Genomic DNA, 21258 nt, shown 5'->3' with positions numbered 1-21258 from the left:
TACACGAACCATGAGAAAGAAGAGATTTTCTTTTGCGTGCAGGATATGGCCCTCGTGCTTACGAATCTATACGGATGAACATCAAGCAAGGAGGATAGCCATGGGGAGCATTCAACCAAGGCGGTTGATGACGGCAAGCGGCCGGCCGATTGTCGTACGGACGGCATCACCTGAGGATGCCGAGCGTGTCGTTGCGTTTGTGAAGGCGGTGGCGGCGGAAGCGCCGTATTTGCTGACGACGGAGGCAGAAGTGGTGACTACGAGCGAGCGGCAAAAACAATGGCTGCAACAAATTATGGATGATCCGGGAAAGTTGGCGATTGTCGCCGAGCATGACGGGGAAATAATCGGGCTTTTAGATTTTCATAACGGCCATAAGCAGCGAACCAGACACCAAGGGTCCTTCGGCATGAGCGTGAAAAGCGATTTTCGGGGCCAAGGGGTCGGCAAGGCGCTACTTGCGGCGCTTCTTGATTGGGCAACGGAACATCCGTTCATTGAGAAAGTGTGCCTCGAGGTTGTGGCTGACAATACGAATGCGCTTCGCTTGTATCAAACGTTTGGGTTTGTCGAAGAAGGGGTGAAGAAAAACGCCGTCAAAATCGATGACAACACGTACTGGGATTTGATCGTGATGGCCCGCTTTGTCAAATAGGTTTGGCGGGGAGTGTGTTGAAGTGGATGGGTGTCCACTTCATTTTTTTCTATTTCGAAAATATCGCTTTTTTTGATTGACGATGAAAGGCAGATCTTTTACTGTAATTTTGAAAGGACAGTGAAAGAAAGCTGTTTTTGTTGAGCGAGCGGTCATGGCAGGAAAAAAAGATTTTCGCTTTGGGAAGGAATGCTGTCCAACCGGGCGCTCTCCATCACCGGCTTTTTCGAAGGCCGGTGGAAATCGGGGGATCTTGGAATCATGGGTTTTGGAAAACAACCCGCTTTTGTCACTGTATCGGTGGTGAAGCTACCAACCTTTTGTGACATTGCACGAAAACGGTGCTGCGGTCCGTGGACGACCGTTTGCTAGCTTGGTCAGGGGGGAGACGTGTGTTAGGCATTACAAGCTATGGGATGTATTTGCTGGCGTCGATTTTGATGCATGCCACTCCGGGAGTGGATACGATGTATATTATGGGGCGCAGTGTGGCGCAAGGGAGAAAAGCGGGCGTGTATTCGGTGTTGGGCATTTCGACAGGAGTGTTCGTTCATACGCTGCTTGCTGCGTTTGGCTTAGCCGTGATTTTGCAGCAGTCGGTTGTCTTATTTACGGCTGTGAAAATCGCTGGTGCGGCGTATTTGGTGTATCTTGGCATCAAAATGATGCGGCAGCCGGCGCCGCCAGCGCTGGAGTCTGAGGAATTGGCGCCGACGAAGCTGAAAAAGATTTATTGGCAAGGCGTGACGACCAATGTGATGAATCCGAAAGTGGCGTTGTTTTTCCTTTCCTTTTTGCCGCAATTCATTCAAACGGATCAGCCATACGGCCCGCTTCCGTTTTTGTTGCTTGGTTTGTCGTTCGTTGTGACGAGCACGATGTGGGGGCTTGGCGTCGTCTATGTTGCTGCGCTAGCAACGAAACGGGTGCGCCAAAACGCCAAAATGGCGCTTCTCATCAATCGATTGACGGGGATTGTGTTTGTTGGGCTTGGTGTGAAGCTGTTGCAGACGAAAGCATGATGAGCGGGCTTGCCAAAACAGCCCGCTCGCTTTGTTTGCCCCCTACGACCGCTCGCTGAAGGCGATTTGGATGCCGATGACGGCAAAGAGGACGCCTTTTAGCCAATGGATCCGCCGAGCGATTCGTTCGTTCGACAACAGCCAATGGCGCAGTTTTTCCGCACCGATGCTCACTAAGGTGAAGACAACGAGCGCTTGAGCGAGAAAGATGACGCCTAACACCAGCATTTGCCGCGGGATTTGGCCCGCTGACGGATGGACGAATTGTGGCAATAGCGCCAAAAAGAAGAGGGACACTTTCGGATTGAGCACGTTCATAAAAATGCCTTTTTTGTACAGTGACATCAAGGCTAGCCGCTCTTGACGCTCGAGCGCCAAGCCGGCGTCTTTTTCGTTGAACGCTTGCCATGCCAAGTAAAGCAAATAAGCGGCGCCTGCGTATTTGACGATGGCAAACGCCAAGGCCGATTGGTAAATGACGGCCGAGACGCCGAGCACCGCCGCGCTAATATGGACGACAAGCCCTGTACAAAGCCCGAGCGCGGTGGCGATACCCGCGTTTTTGCCTTGAGATAGGCTTTGGGCGATGACGAATAAAATATCTGGGCCTGGGGCGAGCGTCAGCACAACAGCGACACTTAAAAACGATAAAGCTGTATCCATTTCCATCGAACACACCTCTTTGGTTGTTGATCATGACGATGATTCCTAAGGTTCGCCATGCTCCCGTTGAATTCCTTTTTTCTCGCTAAAAATGGATTCATTTCCCTTCCTGTTTGACAAACACACTAGGCTCGCTTGAAAATAAAGGTGTGGCCATGGTTTGCGAGAGGTGAGGCGTATGGATTCGCGGCTTGTTTCAGCCATCAGCCAAGTGGTGAACGAATTGTTTCCCGTTGAAGCATCGCTTGCCATTTCGGATGACCGGCGGTACATTTACTACCAGCCGAGCAGACAAATTGATTTGAAAATCCGTCCAGGGGATGAAATTAAGCCGGATTCGGTGACATACAAAGCGTTGGTAATCCGCCGGAAGATTGAGGAACAAAAGGATAGCCGGGTGTTTGGCGTTCCGTATTTCGGCGTGTCGGTTCCGATTTTAGAAGACGGCGTGCCAAAAGGGTGTGTGACTGCTGTTTGGCCGAAAAGGCCGCTTCTGGCGACATCGTATTTGACTGTACGGACGATGGATCGGTGGATTCCGATTCCGTTTGAAGCGGTTGTGTATTTGGAGGCGCAAAACCGAAAGACATTTGTGAAAGCGATGCATGCCGAAGGGTATCATAAATACAATTTGACCGAATTGGAGTTTTCGCTTCCCGGCCATCGGTTTGTCCGCTGCCACCGGTCGTATATTGTCAATGTCGATTCTATCGCGGAAATTCACCCGGATTCACACTCCACGTTTTTGCTTGTGATGAAAGATGGCTCCAAAGTGCCTGTCAGCCAAACGTATGCGAGCCATTTTCGAAGATTGCTCGGCTTTTGATGAAACCGCCGATACGGGCGGCTATTTTTTTTGGTAACGAGACAGGTTGTCGAAAATCGCTGCGTCGTGGCCATGTTGATTCTCGAAACCTTCAAACATCCTCATGTCTGGATGAGAGAAAGGTTTTTTGTCATTAAACCGCCATCGTTTTAGGCGCAAATTGAGCAAGGCGCTCGTCACCATAGAATGAATTTTTCTGTGTTATGTAGGAAAAATGCTGCTTGAATGCAAAAGAAAGCCCTTTTACTCCCATTCGAATGATTTTCCCCTTGCCGGTCGCTATAATGAGAGAAAAAAGAAAAAGGGGGAAGTCGCTGTGGAGCAACGCATTTTCGAACGGATCGGCCATCGAGCGTTGAGGGAGAGGATTGTGACAGCGGAAACAGCGGTCTCGTGGATTCATGACGGCATGACGCTTGGATTAAGCGGTTTTACCCGTGCAGGTGATGCCAAAGCGGTGCCGATGGCACTCATAGAGAAAGCGAAGCAGCAGCCGCTGAAAGTTGACGTCTATACAGGGGCTTCGCTCGGTTCGGATATTGATAAGCTGATGGCGGAAGCGGGGATTATTCGGAAACGGTTACCGTTTCAAGCTGACGCGACGATGCGCCGGAAAATCAATGAAAGGGAGCTGCTGTTTGTTGACCAGCATTTGTCGCATACGGCGGAGCTAGTCCGTTCGGATGTATTGAAACCAATTGATTACGCGATTGTGGAAGCGGTTTCGATCACCGAAGACGGAATGATCATCCCAACGACTTCTGTCGGCAATTCGTCCGTTTTTGTTAACAAAGCAAGAAGAGTGATCATTGAATTAAACATGGCTCAGCCGAAAGCGCTGTATGGGTTTCATGACATTTATGAAGTTGGAAAGCAAGGAGAGCGCGCCCCGATTCCGCTGACCAAAGTGGATGAACGGATTGGAACGATTGGCATTCCGGTAGACATCGCCAAAATCGCCGGCATTGTCATTACGAGCCAAACGGATTCGCCATCAACCATTGTACCGCCTGATCAGGAAACGGCGGCGATCGCCAATCATTTAATCGATTTTCTTCGCGCCGAAGTGGCAGCGGGACGGTTGTCGGAGCGGTTGGCACCGATTCAAGCGGGAATCGGTTCGGTCGCGAATGCGGTTCTTTACGGCTTATTAGATTCTGAATTTTATGACTTGGAAGTGTATTCGGAAGTATTGCAGGACGCCATGTTCGATTTGATTGATGCAGGGAAGGTACGGTTCGCTTCCGGTTGTTCGATGACGTTGTCAGAAAGCAAGATGGAACAAGTGTATACAAATTTGGAAGCGTATCAAGGAAAACTCGTTTTGCGACCGCAAGAGATTTCAAACCACCCGGAAATCATCCGTCGTCTCGGTCTCATTTCGATCAATACGGCACTTGAAGCCGACATTTACGGAAATGTCAACTCGACGCACGTCCGCGGCACCCAGATGATGAACGGGATCGGCGGCTCGGGTGACTTTGCGCGCCATGCGCGTCTGACGATTTTTGTTACGAAATCAAGTGCTAAGCAAGGGGCGATTTCGAGCATCGTTCCATTCGTATCGCATGTGGACCATACCGAGCATGATGTCGACGTAATTATCACCGAGTACGGATACGCCGACTTGCGCGGGCTGGCTCCTGTGGAACGCGCTCCGTTGATCATTGAACGTTGCGCCCATCCGGACTACCGCCAGCCGCTGCGCGATTACTTCAACGAAGCGCTTAAGCGCGGCGGCCATACGCCGCACGTCTTGGAAAAAGCGCTCTCGTGGCATATTCGTTATGAGCAATACGGAACGATGCGGGAAGAACAATATGAGCTGCAACGGTAAAACCGTACAAGGTAAACGAAGGAGGGCTTTTTCATCTGCTTTGCCTTGTGTGAGATCGAAAGAGCAACGGCTGATCCAAAGGAGGATCCTGAGCTTCAAGAGCAAGAAGAGATTATCTAATGGAAATGTTGTACTTGTGTATAAATGATGAAAAGGATGCCCCATTTCCTTTGAGACACCCTCCTTACGTTTTTGACCGCCCGTGCCAGTTTGATATGGGCGGTCTTTATGGTTGTGACGCCTTTCTTTTCTCTAAAAACGCTTTGCCATAGCTGCCGTGGTCATGAAGTATGGCGTGTTCCACTTGAATGGTGGCGTGCTCGATGCCGTATTTTTCCTTCAGCATTTCATTCACCGCCAAAATGACACAAAGCGGCTGGATGTGCTCATTGACAAACACATGGGCCGACAGCGAATAATGGTCGGTCGAGATGGCCCATAAATGCATGTCATGCACGTCTTCGACCCCTTCGATGTTCCGTATATCGGCGCGGATTTGTTCGAGGTCGAATTCATCCGGCACGGCTTCCATCAGAATGAGATACGATTCGCGCATAATTTTCGCCCCGCCGGTGAAAATGATGGCGGCGATCACGAGACTGATGATCGGGTCGAAAATCGTCCAACCGGTGAAATAAATGAGCAGCGCTGAGATGATGACGCCGATGGAGCTGATTAAGTCGCCGATAAAGTGCCAAAGGGCGCTTTGGACGTTTAAATTATCTTCTTCTTTTGTGCTCCGGCTTAAGACGATGGTCAACGTTAAGTTGACGATAAGACCGATCGCGGCAATGCCGAGCATGAGGCGAAACTGGATCGGTTCTGGATGAAGAAACCGCTCAATGCCTTCCCATAAAATCCACACCGCAATGACTGCCAACGTCAATCCATTTAAAAACGATGCAATGATTTCAAACCGCAAAAACCCGAACGTAAAGCGGCGGTTTGGCGGGCGTGTCGCCATGTAAAGGGCGACCATGCTCAGGCCGAGCGCTAAGACATCGGAAGCCATATGGGCCGAATCAGACAACAAAGCGAGCGAGTTCGAGAGCACCCCACCGATGATTTCAACAACCGTGAAAAAGACGGTGAGCACGAGTGTAATCCAAAGCGCCTTTTTCGACTGGGTTTGTGTTTTCACGTGTGGAAGATGATGAAAATCGTATGCTCCAGGAGACATAATACACCTCTTTTTTATAATAATTATTAATTTATATCTATTATAATATAAAAAGTGCTAGGTGTGCAAAAAATTTATCGACAAATCCCACAATTTTTGATGGATTTTGTCAAAAAATATAGATAATTTTTTCGAGGAATGCAACGGTGAAGTGGCGAATAAGGAATAATGTGTGGCCATCATCTTGCTTTGGAAAGGATGCGATACGGTTTGATTGCGGCGAATCCGACGGATTTGGAAGTGTATTTGTTTCATGAAGGCCGCTTGTATAAAAGTTACGAGCTGTTTGGCGCCCATGTGATTAATGAGGGCGGGAAGGTCGGCACCCGTTTTTGTGTTTGGGCGCCGCACGCGCGCGAGGTGCGTCTTGTCGGCAGTTTCAACGATTGGGACGGGACGGATTTTCGCCTTGAGAAAGTGAATGATGAAGGGGTATGGACGATTGTTGTCCCCGAAAACTTGGAAGGGCATTTATATAAGTATGAGATTGTTACGCCGGACGGACAGGTGCTGTTCAAAGCCGACCCGTACGCTTTTTACTCCGAATTGCGTCCTCATACCGCCTCGATTGCCTACGATCTGAAAGGATACCAGTGGAACGATCAATCTTGGAAGCGGAAGAAGCGACGAAAACGGATTTATGATCAGCCCATGGTGATTTATGAACTCCATTTCGGTTCGTGGAAGAAAAAAGATGGGCGTTTTTATACGTACCGTGAGATGGCCGATGAACTGATCCCGTATGTGCTCGATCATGGGTTTACGCACATTGAGTTGCTTCCTCTTGTCGAGCATCCGCTCGACCGCTCGTGGGGCTATCAAGGAACAGGGTATTATGCGGTAACGAGTCGCTATGGTACGCCACACGACTTCATGTACTTCGTCGACCGTTGCCATCAGGCGGGAATCGGGGTCATTATGGACTGGGTGCCGGGGCATTTTTGCAAGGACGCCCATGGGTTATATATGTTTGATGGCGCCCCGACGTATGAATACGCGAATGAAAAAGACCGAGAAAATTACGTTTGGGGGACGGCCAATTTTGATTTAGGCAAGCCGGAAGTGCGCAGTTTTCTCATCTCGAACGCATTGTTTTGGCTCGAGTATTACCATATCGACGGGTTCCGGGTCGATGCGGTTGCCAATATGCTTTATTGGCCGAACAATGACAGGCTGTACGAGAACCCGTATGCGGTCGAGTTTTTGCGCAAGTTAAACGAAGCGGTGTTTGCCTATGATCCGAATGTGCTGATGATTGCGGAAGATTCGACTGACTGGCCGAAGGTGACCGCGCCGACGTATGAAGGCGGACTCGGCTTTAATTATAAATGGAACATGGGCTGGATGAACGACATGCTGAAGTACATGGAAACACCGCCGTATGAGCGGAGGCATGTGCATAACCAAGTAACGTTCTCCCTCCTTTATGCGTATTCGGAAAATTTCATTTTGCCGTTTTCCCACGATGAAGTCGTGCATGGCAAAAAATCGCTGCTCAATAAAATGCCAGGGTCGTATGAAGAGAAGTTCGCCCAGCTGCGCCTCTTGTACGGCTACATGATGGCTCATCCGGGGAAAAAGCTGTTGTTTATGGGCAATGAATTTGCTCAGTTTGATGAATGGAAGTTTGAGGATGAACTCGATTGGGTGCTGCTTGATTTTGAGCTGCACCGGAAGATGAACGATTACATGAAAGAGTTAATCGCCTGCTATAAACGGTATAAGCCGTTTTACGAATTGGATCATGACCCGCAAGGATTTGAATGGATTGACGTTCACAACGCTGAACAAAGCATTTTCTCATTCATCCGCCGCGGGAAAAAAGAAGATGATGTGCTTGTTATTGTTTGCAATTTCACAAATCAGGCGTATGACGACTACAAAGTTGGAGTGCCGTTGCTCGTACCGTATCGGGAAGTGCTGAATAGCGATGCGGTCACGTTTGGTGGATCGGGGCATGTCAATGGGAAACGGCTTTCCGCCTTCAATGAGCCGTTTCATGGTAAACCATACCACGTGCGCATGACGATTCCGCCATTTGGCATTTCCATTTTACGGCCAGTGCAAAAACGAGGGGAGAGAAAGCGAAATGAAAAAGAAATGCATCGCCATGTTATTGGCCGGCGGGCAAGGAAGTCGGCTTCGCTCGCTGACGACAAACATCGCTAAACCGGCCGTGCCATTCGGCGGGAAGTACCGGATCATTGATTTTACATTAAGCAATTGCACGAATTCCGGCATTGATACGGTCGGAGTGCTGACTCAATATCAGCCACTCCTCCTTCACTCGTACATCGGCATTGGAAGCGCGTGGGATTTGGACCGGCGAAATGGTGGTGTCACCGTTCTTCCGCCGTATTCCGTCTCTTCCGGTGTGAAATGGTATGAAGGCACCGCAAACGCGGTTTATCAAAATATCAATTACATCGAACAATATAATCCGGATTACGTGCTCGTATTGTCTGGCGACCATATTTACAAGATGGATTATCAGCACATGCTCGACTATCATATCGCCAAACAGGCGGATGTGACGATTTCGGTCATTGAGGTGCCATGGGAAGAAGCGAGCCGGTTTGGGATTATGAATACGAACGAAGAGATGGAAATTGTTGAGTTTGCCGAAAAACCGGCTGAACCGAAAAGCAATTTGGCATCGATGGGCATTTATATTTTCAACTGGCCGCTGTTGAAGCAATATTTGCAAATCGACAACGTAAATCCGCATTCTTCACACGATTTTGGCAAGGATGTCATCCCGATGTTGCTTCGGGAGAAAAAGCGGCTGTTTGCGTATCCGTTTGAAGGATACTGGAAAGATGTCGGTACGGTGAAAAGTTTATGGGAAGCGAACATGGACTTGCTTGATGAGAACAATGAGCTCGACTTGTTCGACCGTTCATGGCGCATTTATTCCGTCAATCCGAATCAGCCGCCGCAATATATTTCTCCGGAAGCGGAAGTGAGTGACTCACTCGTCAATGAAGGATGCGTCGTCGAAGGAACGGTGGAGCGTTCAGTACTGTTCCAAGGCGTTCGTATCGGTAAAGGGGCGGTCGTGAAAGAGTCGGTCATTATGCCCGGAGCGGCAGTCAGCGAAGGAGCGTATGTCGAACGGGCGATTGTTACTCCTGATTCGATCATCCCGCCGCATTCGTCGGTTTGCCCGGAAGATGCTGACGATGTCGTGTTGGTGACCGCCGAATGGCTTAAGCAATCGAATGAGGAAACAGCTAGGAAGGATGAAGCATAATGAACAACAAGATGTTAGGCGTCATTGACGCGACAACGTATATTGAGGCGTTGGAGCCGCTCATCGAGCAGCGTTCGATCGCCGCAGTACCATTTGCCGGGCGGTACCGGCTCATTGACTTCGTGCTCTCAAGCATGGTCAATTCCGGCATTGAAAGTGTCGCTATTTTTCCGAAATATCAGTATCGCTCTCTCATGGACCATTTAGGGTCAGGGAAGAACTGGGATTTAAACCGAAAACGGGACGGGCTGTTTTTCTTCCCGTCGCCGGATTTGCTGTTTTCTGGCGAGCGCCGGGTCGGAGCGTTTGCTCATTTTGAGCAGCATATTGACTATTTTTTGCGGAGCCGGCAAAAATATGCGGTCATTGCGAACGGCTATACGGTATGTAACATCGATTTTGACGCCGTCTTGAAGCGTCATATCGAAAATGGCTGCGATGTGACCGAAATCCGCCATCGAGGTCGGTCGCTGGAAATGTATTTGCTTGAAACGTCGCTGTTGCTTGACTTAATCGCCGACTACAAAAACCACGGTTACTATAGCATTGTCGATGTCATCCGCGATTACCATCGTTCGTTGTCGATTTGCGAGTATGAATATAGCGGGTATGCGGCGGTCATTGACTCGGTGGAACAGTATTTTCGCTCAAGCATGGAGCTGCTCGACCGAGACGTCTGGGAACAACTCTTTCTCCCGTCGCATCCGATTTATACGAAAGTCAAGGACGAGCCGCCGACGAAATATGGACGGGAGGGGAACGTGAAGCGTTCGATGATCGCCAACGGCTGCGTCATTGAGGGAACGGTGGAGAACAGCGTCTTGTTCCGCTCCGTCAAAATTGGCAAGGGAGCGGTTGTGCGCAATAGCATTATTATGCAAAAATGCCAAATCGGTGACGGTTGTGTCCTTGATGGCGTCATTATTGATAAAGATGCCAAGGTTGAACCAGGTGTCGTCCTCAAAGGAACGAAAGAACAACCGTTTATCGTCCGCAAAGGAACGGTGCAAGGGGAGGTTATCAGCCGATGAAGGTCCTATTTGCCGTTTCCGAATGTGCACCGTTTGCCAAATCAGGGGGATTGGCTGACGTCGCCGGCGCACTGCCGAAAGAGCTGCGCCGGCTCGGCATTGATGCCCGCGTGATGTTGCCGAAATATGAAACGATCGCCCCTGAATGGAAAAAGAAAATGAAAAAAGTCGCCGAGCTCATCGTGCCGGTTGGGTGGCGGCGCCAATATTGCGGCGTGGAGGAGCTTCGGCATGACGGAGTCATCTATTACTTTATCGACAACGAATATTATTTTAAGCGGCCGCAGCTGTACGGCCATTATGATGATGGCGAGCGGTTCGCCTATTTTTGTCGGGCGGTGCTCGAAGTGTTGCCGGAAATTCAGTTCCAGCCCGATGTAATTCACTGCCATGACTGGCATACAGGCATGGTGCCGTTTTTGCTTCGGGAACAATACCGGCATGAGCTGTTTTATGTCGACATGCGCACCGTCTTTACGATTCATAACTTGCAGTTTCAAGGGCTGTTTCCGCGCGGCATTTTAGAAGACTTATTGAATTTGGATGGTCGCTATTTCACTGTGGATCATCTTGAGTTTTATGGCTGCGTCAGCTTTATGAAAGGGGCGCTCGTTGCTTCCGATTTGATTACAACAGTGAGCCCGACGTATAAAGAGGAGATTCAAACCGCCTATTACGGCGAGCGGTTAGACGGTTTGCTGCGGGCGCGGCGGGATGATCTGCTCGGCATTTTAAACGGCATTGACGATGAGTTTTACAATCCAGAAGCGGATCCGTTTTTGACGGCGACGTATAGCGTACATACGCGGGAAAGAAAACAACTCAACAAGCGTGCCTTGCAGCGGCAGTTCGGCTTGCCGGAGCGGGACGATGTACCGCTTATCGCGATGGTCACGAGAATGACGGCGCAAAAAGGGCTTGATTTAGTAACATGCGTCTTTCATGAGATGATGAGTGAAGATATGCAGCTTGTCGTACTCGGCACGGGCGACTGGCGGTTTGAACAATTTTTCTCGCAAATGGCTGCGGCGTATCCGGGCAAAGTCGGCGTGTACATCGGCTTCCATGAACCGCTCGCCCACCAAATTTACGCCGGTGCCGATTTGTTTTTAATGCCGTCGTTATTTGAACCGTGCGGGCTGAGCCAAATGATCGCGCTCCGGTATGGAACGATCCCGATCGTCCGGGAAACTGGGGGATTAAACGATACGGTGCAATCATACAATGAGATAACAAAAGAAGGAAATGGGTTCAGCTTTACCAATTTTAACGCTCATGACATGCTGTATACGATCCGCCGGGCGCTGTCATTTTACCGCCAACCATCCGTTTGGGAACAGTTGACGGAACGGGCGATGCGCGGTGATTACAGTTGGCGTCGGTCGGCAAACCAATATAAACAAGCCTATGAACAGCTGATCAAAAAGGAGGAGCACACGCTTGTTCACGGATAAAGAAACGTTTAAACAGGCGTTTTTGATACGGCTTGAAACGTTGTGCGGCAAACAGTTCGAGGAGTCGACGACGCGCGACCATTATTATGTGCTTGGTCATATGGTACGTGAACATATTAGCCGCCATTGGATCGCCACGAATGAGCGCAATCGGGCGCAAAAGCGGAAGCAAGTGTATTATTTGTCGATCGAGTTTTTATTGGGCCGGTTGCTCGGCAGCAACTTATTAAACCTTGGTGTCCGTCAGGTCGTTGAAGAGGGGCTTCGCGATCTCGGCATTCGTCTTGAAGATGTCGAGGAGAGCGAGGCGGATGCCGGGCTTGGCAACGGCGGACTCGGGCGGCTCGCCGCCTGTTTTCTCGATTCGCTGGCGACGTTGAATTTGCCGGGCCATGGCCATGGCATCCGCTATAAACACGGGCTGTTTGACCAAAAGATCGTCGATGGCTATCAAGTCGAGCTGCCTGAGCAATGGCTGCGCCACGGAAACGTTTGGGAAATACGAAAAGAGGAGCTGGCTGTCGAGGTCAATTTTTGGGGGAAGGTTGAGGTGTCCGAACAAAACGGGTGCCTCGTCTTCCGCCATATCGACAGCGAAAAAGTGATGGCGGTGCCATACGACATGCCCGTGATCGGCTACGGGACGAACACGGTCAATACGCTGCGGCTTTGGAACGCGGAGCCGGCGAAAACGTTCCCGCTTCATAAGGATGTCATGCAATACAAGCGGGAGACAGAAGCAATTTCCGAATTTTTATACCCGGATGATGCGCATGACGAAGGGAAAATTTTGCGCTTGAAGCAGCAATATTTTCTCGTGGCCGCCAGCCTTGGCAGCATCGTGCGCGCCCATCGCCTTCAGCACGGGAACCTACACCAGCTTCATGAATATGTCGCCATTCATGTAAACGACACTCATCCGGTGTTGGCGATTCCGGAACTAATGCGCATTTTGCTCGATGAGGAAGGCATGAGTTGGGAAGAAGCGTGGCACATTACGACCCATACGATCGCTTACACAAACCATACGACGTTATCCGAAGCGCTTGAGAAATGGCCGATTCATTTATTTCAGCCGCTCTTGCCGCGCATTTATATGATCGTCGAGGAAATTAACGAACGATTTTGCCGTGAGCTATGGGAACGCTACCCCGGCGATTGGGGGCGGATTGAACAAATGGCTATTATCGCCCATGGCGTGGTGAAAATGGCGCATTTGGCCATCGCCGGCAGCCATAGCGTCAACGGAGTGGCGAAGCTGCATACAGAAATTTTGAAACAGCGGGAAATGCGCTTGTTTTACGAATGGGCGCCGCACAAGTTTAACAATAAAACGAACGGGGTGACGCATCGACGTTGGCTGTTAAAAGCGAACCCCGAGCTGTCGGCGTTGATTACCGACACGATCGGTTCGCGCTGGATTCACGAGCCGGAAACACTGATCGAGCTGAAACCGCATGCCTCCGATCCGGCGTTCCAGCAGGCGCTTTCGGCCGTTAAGCAGCAGCGCAAAGGCAAGCTCGCTGCCCGCATTTATGAAAAGACCGGGATCCGTGTTGATGAGTCGTCCATCTTTGATGTGCAAGTGAAGCGGCTGCACGCCTACAAACGACAGCTGTTGAATGTACTGCACATTATGTATCTATACAATCGTCTAAAAGAAGACCCGCACTTCTCGATTTACCCACGCACGTTCATCTTCGGAGCGAAAGCGTCGCCTGGCTACTATTACGCCAAGCGAATCATTAAGCTGATTCATTCGGTTGCCGATAAGGTGAACAATGACAAACAGACGAACGAGCAGCTCAAAGTCATCTTTTTAGAAAACTATCGCGTGTCGCTTGCGGAGGAAATTTTCCCGGCTGCTGATGTGAGCGAACAAATTTCAACCGCGAGCAAAGAGGCGTCCGGGACGGGCAACATGAAATTTATGATGAACGGGGCGCTCACGCTCGGCACGCTCGATGGAGCGAACGTCGAAATCGCCGAAGCGGTCGGAAAAGAAAATATGTTTTTGTTCGGGCTGACCGCCGAAGAAGTGCTGAACTACTACGAACACGGCGGTTACCGGGCGCATGAATATTACCACCACGACAAACGGATTAAACAAGTGGTCGATCAACTTGTGAACGGCTTTTTCCCTGATGTTGCTGATTACTTTGAGCCGATTTACGACTCCTTGCTGACGCAAAACGACGAATATTTCGTTCTGCGCGACTTTGCCGCTTATACCGAAGCGCATGAGCGGGTGGAGGCCGCTTACCGCGACCCGGCACGCTGGTGGTATATGAGCGCGGTCAACATCGCGCACTCCGGCTACTTTGCAAGCGACCGGACGATCGCCGAGTACGCCGTCGATATTTGGGGCATTTCACCATCGATGTGAGGCAAAAGCAAAATCAAGGGCGGTTGCGCACCAGCCAAGAGGTTTGGTGAATCACGGTTGCTGACCTTGATTGGGCGGCAACGGCATGAACAGAAAAGGGACGTTCTGAACCAAGCAGAACGTCCCTTTTCGTGTTAGTCGTCTCCATCAAACCAATCGCCAATGCCGCCTAAGATGCTGCCTTCGCCGACCGACCGCCCACCCGAGCTGGGAGCGGCGGCGATCACACGGTCAGCGAGCCGGCTGAATGGGAGCGATTGCACCCAGACGACTCCCGGTCCGGTCAATGTCGCAAAAAACAGTCCTTCGCCACCAAAAAAGGCCGTCTTAATGTTGCCGACATATTCAATGTCGTAATTGACTTCCTTTGTCATAGCGACAAGGCAGCCGGTATCGATGCGCAGCTTTTCTCCCGGTTGCAGCTCGCGGCGGTGAATCATTCCGCCGGCGTGCAAAAAGGCGAGACCGTCTCCTTCCAGCTTTTGCATAATGAATCCTTCACCGCCGAAAAAGCCGGTGCCGAGCTTGCGCTGAAATTCAATGCCAACAGAGACGCCTTTGGCCGCGCATAAAAATGAGTCTTTTTGACAGATCAGCTTCCCACCGAGTTCCTGCAAGTTGACTGGGATGATTTTTCCTGGATACGGAGCGGCGAAGGCGACGCGGCGCTTGCCGGTTCCTTGATTGGTGAACACCGTCATAAACAAACTTTCCCCGGTGAGCAGCCGTTTGCCGGCGCCAACGAGGCGACCGAGCAGCCCTTTTCCGCTCGAGGAACCGTCGCCGAATACCGTTTCCATGACGATGCCGTCCTCCATCATCATCATGCCGCCCGCTTCCGCAATGACGCTTTCGCGCGGGTCAAGCTCGATTTCGACAAACTGCATGTCATCGCCGTACAACTGGTAATCAATTTCGTGTGCGTTCATCATTTCTCCTCCATCATCTTCATCAACGTTCCATTATGTACTACGAAAAACACGCCTTTTCTGTTTCAAAAAAGACCATCACACGGATGGTCTTTTTCTTAGCATAGTGGCGTCCATCGTTCCGGCGGCCATCGCCCCTCTTCGTCTAGCGGCGATGCGTGTCTTTGGATGTATACGGGTCTTTTTCATAGGCCGGCAAATCGCCGATATTGGACATGATGCCTTCATCATCCAGTACGTTTTCGAGCCGTTCATGTTCTCGGGTCGGGTACACGTTAACGTTTCTCCCGTACAAATCGACAGCGGCGAAATTTTCCAAGTCTTCGACATAGCCGACGTTCTCTTCCGACTCGGCGTACACTTCGCTGTAATGATCGACGTTTTTGCCAAGGTCGGACGGGGTGTCGGACGTACCGTAACGGGCGACCTCCTGCCATGCGTCCTCAGCATCGTAAGCGACCGACTCATCGCGGTCATCAAAATCAAATTTGCCAAACGGCGGCATAAGCACCCCTTCCTCGAGCGGCCGTTTTTGTGAGACGGTCTGGTCGGGGCTATGTTGCCGGCAATAAAGAGTTGTCGGCAGCGCCTCAAGCCGTTCGTACGGAATCGGCTGCCCGCAGACGCGGCACGTCCCGTATGTGCCGTCATCGATAGCCTCGAGTGCCTGTTCAATCTCACGAAGTTCGCGCTCAGTATGTTCGTCTAAAGCGAGGTCTTTTTCCCGTTCATACAGTTCGGTCGCCTCGTCAGCCGGATGATTGTCGTAGCTCGCCAGCTCGCCGACGGCATCGTGGGCATGGCTGCGCACGATGCCGAAATGGTCGTTTTGCTTCAGCCGGTCTTCAATGTCCCGCTTCATCTCAAGCAGCGTTGAGCGGAAGGCGGCAAGTTGTTCGCTCGTCAACATCGGTTGCAACCCCTTCCTTCACAATAGCGTCTATATGGTGTAGTATGGGCGAAAATCAAAAAAAAAACACGGTCATTCTGACCGTGTCACAGCCAATGGTTGACGAGCAAGCCGATAGCGAGCAAAAAGCCAAACTGCGTATTCGTTTGGGCGGTCGCTTTCATTGCCGGCATCATCTCGATCGGTTTCGTTTTACCGATAAAGCCGCGCGCCGCTGCCACCGCTTTTGGCACACTCAATAAAGCAAGCAATGTCCAAAACGGTACGACGCTGAACAGAACAAGCGCCACAACCCAAAGAAACGCGGCGGCGAACATCATCGCAAGCACGCGGATTGCCCAATCGCGCCCGACTAAAATGGCAAGCGTTTTTCTCCCTTTTTCGCGGTCGCCGTCTAGGTCGCGGATGTTGTTGGCGAGCAAGATGGCCCCGACTAAAATGGCGACAGGAACGGCCACCAATATAGCCTTCGCACTGACATCACCGGTTTGGATAAAAAATGAAATTAAAATGATGACAAATCCCATAAAAAACCCGGCCGCCAGTTCGCCAAACGGTGTATAGGCAATCGGAACAGGTCCACCGGTATAAAAGTAGCCCGCCGCCATACAAATGGTTCCGATGACCGCAAGCCACCAGCTGCTTTGCGCGCAAATGTAAACGCCAATGAGCATGGCCGCTCCACAGCAGGCGAACGCCAGTGTTAACACGGTTTTCGGTTTGAGGCCATCGCGGACGATGGCGCCACCGATGCCAACAGATTCCGGCGAATCGAGCCCGCGCTTATAATCGTAATATTCGTTAAACATGTTGGTTGCGGCTTGAATGAGCAGTGAAGCGACCAGCATAGTAGCAAAGAGCGAAAAGCGAACCCCCGTCTCGCCAAGCGCCAGCACCGTGCCGACACATACCGGTACGAACGCCGCTGTCAGCGTATGCGGCCGCGTCAGCCGCCAAAAGACGCGCCAGTCGCGGCGGGCAGGCGGTTGGTGATCAATATGTGTTGATGGTTGCATACTGATTTCCCCTTAATGTTTCGTGAAAATATCGTTTCATTTACGTTCAAAATAAGTGTAGGAAAACGTTTCAGGTGTGTCAACCCTTTCCGATAGATAAATGATTTCCTATTATATATAATGAAAGTAGGGGATGGAGAAGGAATCTAACGAAAGAAAGCGTGAGGGTCGTGGCAATTGTATCTCAACATAAAATCCAACAACAACTGCACGAGTTGGCGGCAAATGCCGCACGGCCGTTTGTGAGCTGGACGGAACCGTTGGAAGACATCGATCCGGTTTCTTTTTTTATGCAAGGGCCATCCTGCGGGTTTCGCGAGCGATTTTTTTGGTCTGACCGAAGTGGCAGCACCATCTTTGTCGGCCTTGGCTCGGCTTATGCGATCGAAACAGAGGAAACAGACGGACGGTTTCATTATGTCGAACAGCAGCGCCAACGATGGGTTGAACAAATCGAGCGGCACGGTGAAGCGGATATGCCGCCGCTATTGTTTGGCGGGTTTGCTTTTGACCCGCATCAACCGCGCACATCCGTATGGCGCGGTTTTCCGGCCGGAAAACTCATCGCGCCGACGGTGCTTCTCTCGGTTAAAAACGGACGGACGCTGCTGACGGTCACGCTGCCAACTGACGGCGTAGAGCGGGATATGGAGCGAATCGGGCGGCTGTTTAGACGGATCGAGGAGCTGCAGCCGGTTTCGGCAACGCTTCCAGCGCTCGTCTCAGATGAAGAGGAGGAAAAAGAGCGGTGGCTCGCGGCGGTCCGTCAAGCCATTGCTTCCATTCGTGCCGGAAGGTTGGATAAAGTCGTGCTCGCTCGTTCGCGGCGGTTGGCGTTCACCGGGACGATTGACGCTGCCGCTGTGCTGGCGCGGCTTCGTGAACAGCAGCCGTTTGCTTACCTTTTTGCGTTTGAACAAGATGGCCGCTGTTTTATTGGCGCCTCGCCTGAGCAGCTCGTTCAAAAAGAAGGAGAGATGTGCCAATCGGTGTGCTTGGCGGGATCCGTGCGCCGCGGAAGCAGCCCTGGAGAAGATGAACAGCTTGGCGCCTGGCTGCAGGCTGATTCGAAAAACCGTGAGGAACATCAATTCGTTGTGCACATGATCCGTCGCGTGTTTTCTTCCGTTTGCGAGACGGTGGAGATGCCGACAGCACCGCAGCTTCTGAAGCTGCCGCATATCCAACATTTGTGCACGCCAGTTGTCGGCCGCGGCTGCCAGGAGCCATCCGTGTTGCGTCTTGTTGAAATGATGCACCCAACGCCGGCGCTCGGCGGAACGCCACGCGAACGAGCGATGGAAGCGATCCGTTCTCTTGAACCGCTTGACCGCGGGTGGTACGCCGCTCCGATCGGCTGGGTGGATGCTGATGGCAACGGGGAATGGGCAGTTGCCATTCGCTCCGGCTTGCTTGACGTCGATAAAGCCATGCTGTTTGCCGGCTGCGGCATCGTCGCCCATTCAGATCCAACGAGCGAGTACGAAGAGACGAACGTCAAAATGGCTCCGATGTTATCGTCCTTAGGAGTGATGAGCAATGACTAACGCGTTGTCATGGTATGTGGCCGCTTTTGTTGACGGGCTTGTGCAAGCCGGGGTGACAGAAGCCGTCATCAGCCCTGGTTCGCGTTCGACACCGCTTGCGATGGCGATGGCGGCGCATAGCGGTCTCCACTTTTCCATGCACATTGATGAACGATCGGCTGCGTTTTTTGCCCTCGGCATGGCGAAAGCGAAACAGCGGCCGGTCGCTTTAGTGTGCACGTCAGGGACCGCGGCGGCCAACTATTTGCCGGCCATTGTTGAGGCGTACTATTCGCGCGTGCCGCTTGTCGTGCTGACGGCTGACCGGCCGCATGAACTGCGCGATGTCGGGGCCCCGCAAGCGATCGACCAACTGCATTTATACGGCCGCTATGCGAAATGGTTTGTCGATCTGGCGTTGCCGGAAGAAACGGATCCTATGCTGAGCTATGCGCGGACGATGGCGGCAAGGGCCGCCGCCATCGCAGCGGGGACGCCGGCCGGGCCAGTGCATGTCAACGTTCCGCTCCGCGAGCCGCTTGTCCCGACCATCGACGAGGCCGTTTGGGAGAAGGTGCGTACGGTTGCGGAAACGCCGCAAATCATGAGCGGCCGTGCGACGCTGCCAGCAGAGAACGTGGCGGCGCTCTATGAGCAGTTGGCGGCGGCGAAACGCGGGCTCATTGTTTGTGGAGCGCTTGATCAGCCCGGCTTCGCTGAAGCGGTCACAGAGCTGGCACGGACGCTTGACTTTCCGATTCTTGCTGACCCGCTTTCCCAACTGCGCGCTGGTGCGCATGACAAAACGTATGTCATCGATAGCTATGATGCCATTTTAAAAGACGAGGCGGTCGCTTCGAGGCTTGTGCCGGATGTCGTGCTCCGGTTCGGCGCCATGCCGGTATCCAAGCCGCTGTTTTTATGGTTGAAGCAACACCGTTCCATCCGCCAAATTGTCGTCGATGACGGCGGCTGGCGCGATCCGACGTTGGAAGCGGCGTGCTTCGTCCGCAGCAATGAAACGGTTCTTTGCCGCCAGCTGCTTGACATCGCTAGACCGAAGCAAAAGGAGAGCGCGTGGTCGACGACATGGCGGGAGATGAACGACATTGCCCGCACCGTGTTGCGGCAGCATTTGCCGGCAGACGAATGGTTTGAAGGAAAAGTGTTCACTGAGCTCGCTGAGTTGTTGCCGGCCGGAGCCACCCTTTTTGTCGGCAACAGCATGCCGATTCGCGACGCCGATACGTTTCTCTTTGCCACGGACAAGCCGCTTCGCGTTCTCGCCAACCGCGGTGCTAACGGCATTGACGGTGTCGTTTCAAGCGCGTTGGGCGCCAGCCTTGACGCATCGCCGCTTGTGCTTGTCATTGGCGATTTGTCGTTTTACCATGATTTAAACGGTCTGCTGGCGGCCAAAATGCATGGACTGCAGGCGACGATTGTGTTGATGAACAATAACGGCGGCGGCATTTTTTCTTTTTTGCCGCAAGCGCGCCATGAAGGGCCGTTTGAAACATTGTTTGGCACGCCGACCGATTTGACGTTTGCTCATGCGGTCGAGATGTATGGCGGCCGTTATGCAGTGCCGCACACATGGGGCGAGTTTCGCCACCATGTCGCCGAATCGCTCAACACAGGTGGGTTAAGTGTCATCGAAGTGCGCACGTCGCGCACAGAAAATGTCCAAATGCATCGATTTTTGTGGGAACGTGTTTCCCAGGAAATCGCCAAATTTCTCGAACAAAAAGGAACGGAAGAACCATGGAATTGAATGGAATCCGTTACCATGTAGAACAATATGGGGAAGGGGAGCCGTTATTGCTGTTGCACGGGTTTACCGGCAGTGCGGATACGTGGCGGCCACTCCTTCGTTCCTGGGGAGACTTCCGTCTCATTGCCGTCGATCTGATAGGGCACGGGCGGACGGAGGCGCCAAAGAGCGTTGAGCGGTATCAAATGAAACAGGCAGCGGCCGACTTGGCGGCACTTCTTGATGCACTTCGTATCGAAAAAGCAAACGTGCTTGGTTATTCGATGGGCGGGCGGCTTGCTTTAAGCTTTGCTATATGGTATCCGCACCGCCTCCGCCGTTTAGTGCTCGAAAGCAGCTCGCCCGGGTTGAAGACGGAAGCGGAGCGGCGCGCGCGGCAAGAAGACGATGAGGCGCTCGCGCAAATGATTGAACGAAACGGCGTGCGTGCATTTGTCGATTATTGGGAACAGCTCCCGCTGTTTGCGACCCAAAAGAAACTCCCGAAGCCCGTGCAGGATGCCATTCGCCGTGAGCGGCTTCGCCATACGGAGCGAGGACTCGCCAACAGTTTGCGCGGAATGGGAACGGGCGTGCAGCCGTCATGGTGGGATCGGCTTGGGGAGGTCAAAGTACCTGTGTTGCTTCTTTGCGGGGAGTACGATGAGAAATTTTGCCGCATCGCTGCCGACATGCATGAACGACTCCCAAACAGCGAACTCGTCTGCGTCCAAAAGGTCGGACATGCAATTCATGTGGAACAACCCGGCATTTTTGCTAAAATAGTAAGTGAATTGATTAAAAGGGGGTAGTATGA

At 51.9% G+C, this 21258-nt stretch carries 18 protein-coding genes; 12 read left to right on the top strand and 6 right to left on the bottom strand.

What is annotated here, in order from left to right:
* The first annotated feature begins 100 nt into the window (after nt 1-100).
* On the top strand, nt 101-655 hold the full coding sequence (locus NSQ22_RS14975) for a GNAT family N-acetyltransferase (protein WP_008880991.1): 555 nt from the start codon (nt 101-103) through the stop codon (nt 653-655).
* Between the two features lie 392 nt (nt 656-1047).
* Nucleotides 1048-1677, top strand: a complete 630-nt coding sequence (locus NSQ22_RS14970) for a LysE family translocator (RefSeq protein ID WP_029760545.1) — start codon at nt 1048-1050, stop codon at nt 1675-1677.
* Nucleotides 1678-1719: 42 nt separating this feature from the next.
* On the opposite strand, the gene NSQ22_RS14965 is transcribed toward NSQ22_RS14970, so the two are convergent.
* Nucleotides 1720-2346, bottom strand: a complete 627-nt coding sequence (locus tag NSQ22_RS14965; protein ID WP_029760546.1) for a LysE family translocator — start codon at nt 2344-2346, stop codon at nt 1720-1722.
* Nucleotides 2347-2518: 172 nt separating this feature from the next.
* On the opposite strand from NSQ22_RS14965, the gene NSQ22_RS14960 reads away from it, so the two are divergent.
* Nucleotides 2519-3166: a LytTR family DNA-binding domain-containing protein gene (locus tag NSQ22_RS14960; RefSeq protein ID WP_008880987.1), complete on the top strand. Its 648-nt coding sequence runs from the start codon at nt 2519-2521 to the stop codon at nt 3164-3166.
* A gap of 133 nt (nt 3167-3299) precedes the next feature.
* Here the strand turns inward: NSQ22_RS14960 and NSQ22_RS14955 are convergent, their stop codons facing one another.
* Nucleotides 3300-3515 (bottom strand): hypothetical protein, encoded by a 216-nt coding sequence (locus NSQ22_RS14955; protein WP_190300667.1) that lies wholly within the window; start codon nt 3513-3515, stop codon nt 3300-3302.
* Between NSQ22_RS14955 and NSQ22_RS14950 the strand changes: the two genes are divergently transcribed.
* Entirely contained in the window at nt 3483-5003 is a 1521-nt protein-coding gene (locus tag NSQ22_RS14950) for an acetyl-CoA hydrolase/transferase family protein (RefSeq protein ID WP_339263712.1), read from the top strand. The genes NSQ22_RS14955 and NSQ22_RS14950 overlap by 33 nt on opposite strands.
* A 226-nt stretch (nt 5004-5229) precedes the next feature.
* Here NSQ22_RS14950 and NSQ22_RS14945 read toward each other — a convergent pair whose 3' ends face one another.
* The gene (locus NSQ22_RS14945; RefSeq protein ID WP_011888030.1) at nt 5230-6183 is read right to left on the bottom strand and encodes a cation diffusion facilitator family transporter; all 954 of its coding nucleotides are present in this window, start codon (nt 6181-6183) and stop codon (nt 5230-5232) included.
* 168 nt (nt 6184-6351) lie between these two features.
* Here NSQ22_RS14945 and glgB point away from each other — a divergent pair, with 168 nt between their 5' ends.
* From glgB to NSQ22_RS14920, 5 genes are read left to right on the top strand one after another with little or no spacing between them, the layout of a single operon-like run.
* Nucleotides 6352-8352: a 1,4-alpha-glucan branching enzyme gene (gene glgB, locus NSQ22_RS14940; protein ID WP_339263710.1), complete on the top strand. Its 2001-nt coding sequence runs from the start codon at nt 6352-6354 to the stop codon at nt 8350-8352.
* Nucleotides 8273-9436 carry a glucose-1-phosphate adenylyltransferase gene (locus NSQ22_RS14935; RefSeq protein WP_029760548.1) on the top strand — a complete coding sequence of 388 codons (1164 nt, stop codon included), beginning with the start codon at nt 8273-8275 and terminating at the stop codon, nt 9434-9436. Before glgB ends, NSQ22_RS14935 begins: the two co-directional genes overlap by 80 nt.
* Nucleotides 9436-10467: a sugar phosphate nucleotidyltransferase gene (locus NSQ22_RS14930; protein WP_008880982.1), complete on the top strand. Its 1032-nt coding sequence runs from the start codon at nt 9436-9438 to the stop codon at nt 10465-10467. Before NSQ22_RS14935 ends, NSQ22_RS14930 begins: the two co-directional genes overlap by 1 nt.
* Nucleotides 10464-11921, top strand: coding sequence for a glycogen synthase GlgA (gene glgA / locus NSQ22_RS14925; RefSeq protein ID WP_029760549.1), 1458 nt, complete (start codon nt 10464-10466; stop codon nt 11919-11921). The genes NSQ22_RS14930 and glgA overlap by 4 nt, the downstream gene beginning before the upstream one ends.
* Nucleotides 11908-14307, top strand: coding sequence for a glycogen/starch/alpha-glucan phosphorylase (locus NSQ22_RS14920; protein ID WP_008880980.1), 2400 nt, complete (start codon nt 11908-11910; stop codon nt 14305-14307). Before glgA ends, NSQ22_RS14920 begins: the two co-directional genes overlap by 14 nt.
* Before the next feature lie 134 nt (nt 14308-14441).
* Here the strand turns inward: NSQ22_RS14920 and NSQ22_RS14915 are convergent, their stop codons facing one another.
* The 3 genes from NSQ22_RS14915 to NSQ22_RS14905 form a co-directional block, all read right to left on the bottom strand.
* On the bottom strand, nt 14442-15236 hold the full coding sequence (locus NSQ22_RS14915; RefSeq protein WP_029760550.1) for a TIGR00266 family protein: 795 nt from the start codon (nt 15234-15236) through the stop codon (nt 14442-14444).
* A gap of 145 nt (nt 15237-15381) precedes the next feature.
* A complete protein-coding gene (locus NSQ22_RS14910) occupies nt 15382-16146 on the bottom strand; it encodes a yteA family sporulation protein (protein ID WP_008880978.1) in 765 nt (254 codons plus the stop codon).
* An 86-nt stretch (nt 16147-16232) separates the two neighbouring features.
* Nucleotides 16233-17162, bottom strand: coding sequence for a 1,4-dihydroxy-2-naphthoate polyprenyltransferase (locus tag NSQ22_RS14905; protein WP_327993145.1), 930 nt, complete (start codon nt 17160-17162; stop codon nt 16233-16235).
* 170 nt (nt 17163-17332) lie between these two features.
* Here NSQ22_RS14905 and NSQ22_RS14900 point away from each other — a divergent pair, with 170 nt between their 5' ends.
* Genes NSQ22_RS14900 through menH form a run of 3 tightly spaced genes read left to right on the top strand, consistent with a single transcriptional unit; the run spans nt 17333 to nt 21253 of the window.
* Nucleotides 17333-18709: an isochorismate synthase gene (locus NSQ22_RS14900; RefSeq protein ID WP_339263707.1), complete on the top strand. Its 1377-nt coding sequence runs from the start codon at nt 17333-17335 to the stop codon at nt 18707-18709.
* On the top strand, nt 18702-20462 hold the full coding sequence (menD, locus tag NSQ22_RS14895) for a 2-succinyl-5-enolpyruvyl-6-hydroxy-3-cyclohexene-1-carboxylic-acid synthase (RefSeq protein ID WP_339263706.1): 1761 nt from the start codon (nt 18702-18704) through the stop codon (nt 20460-20462). The genes NSQ22_RS14900 and menD overlap by 8 nt, the downstream gene beginning before the upstream one ends.
* Nucleotides 20453-21253, top strand: a complete 801-nt coding sequence (gene menH, locus NSQ22_RS14890) for a 2-succinyl-6-hydroxy-2,4-cyclohexadiene-1-carboxylate synthase (protein WP_029760555.1) — start codon at nt 20453-20455, stop codon at nt 21251-21253. Before menD ends, menH begins: the two co-directional genes overlap by 10 nt.
* Nucleotides 21254-21258: the final 5 nt, after the last annotated feature.

Source organism: Geobacillus sp. FSL K6-3411 (assembly GCF_037965715.1).
GTDB classification, from domain to species: domain Bacteria; phylum Bacillota; class Bacilli; order Bacillales; family Anoxybacillaceae; genus Geobacillus; species Geobacillus thermodenitrificans.
This window is presented reverse-complemented; position numbering and strand designations above follow the sequence as displayed.

Excerpts from the sequence above, each read along its gene's own strand:
- NSQ22_RS14975 (WP_008880991.1), top strand. The coding sequence starts at position 101 with ATGGGGAGCATTCAACCAAGGCGGTTGATGACGGCAAGCGGCCGGCCG.
- NSQ22_RS14965 (WP_029760546.1), bottom strand. The coding sequence starts at position 2,346 with ATGGAAATGGATACAGCTTTATCGTTTTTAAGTGTCGCTGTTGTGCTG.
- NSQ22_RS14960 (WP_008880987.1), top strand. The coding sequence starts at position 2,519 with ATGGATTCGCGGCTTGTTTCAGCCATCAGCCAAGTGGTGAACGAATTG.
- NSQ22_RS14955 (WP_190300667.1), bottom strand. The coding sequence starts at position 3,515 with ATGGCCGATCCGTTCGAAAATGCGTTGCTCCACAGCGACTTCCCCCTT.
- NSQ22_RS14945 (WP_011888030.1), bottom strand. The coding sequence starts at position 6,183 with ATGTCTCCTGGAGCATACGATTTTCATCATCTTCCACACGTGAAAACA.
- glgB (WP_339263710.1), top strand. The coding sequence starts at position 6,352 with ATGTGTGGCCATCATCTTGCTTTGGAAAGGATGCGATACGGTTTGATT.
- NSQ22_RS14935 (WP_029760548.1), top strand. The coding sequence starts at position 8,273 with ATGAAAAAGAAATGCATCGCCATGTTATTGGCCGGCGGGCAAGGAAGT.
- NSQ22_RS14930 (WP_008880982.1), top strand. The coding sequence starts at position 9,436 with ATGAACAACAAGATGTTAGGCGTCATTGACGCGACAACGTATATTGAG.
- glgA (WP_029760549.1), top strand. The coding sequence starts at position 10,464 with ATGAAGGTCCTATTTGCCGTTTCCGAATGTGCACCGTTTGCCAAATCA.
- NSQ22_RS14915 (WP_029760550.1), bottom strand. The coding sequence starts at position 15,236 with ATGAACGCACACGAAATTGATTACCAGTTGTACGGCGATGACATGCAG.
- NSQ22_RS14910 (WP_008880978.1), bottom strand. The coding sequence starts at position 16,146 with ATGTTGACGAGCGAACAACTTGCCGCCTTCCGCTCAACGCTGCTTGAG.
- NSQ22_RS14905 (WP_327993145.1), bottom strand. The coding sequence starts at position 17,162 with ATGCAACCATCAACACATATTGATCACCAACCGCCTGCCCGCCGCGAC.
- menD (WP_339263706.1), top strand. The coding sequence starts at position 18,702 with ATGACTAACGCGTTGTCATGGTATGTGGCCGCTTTTGTTGACGGGCTT.
- menH (WP_029760555.1), top strand. The coding sequence starts at position 20,453 with ATGGAATTGAATGGAATCCGTTACCATGTAGAACAATATGGGGAAGGG.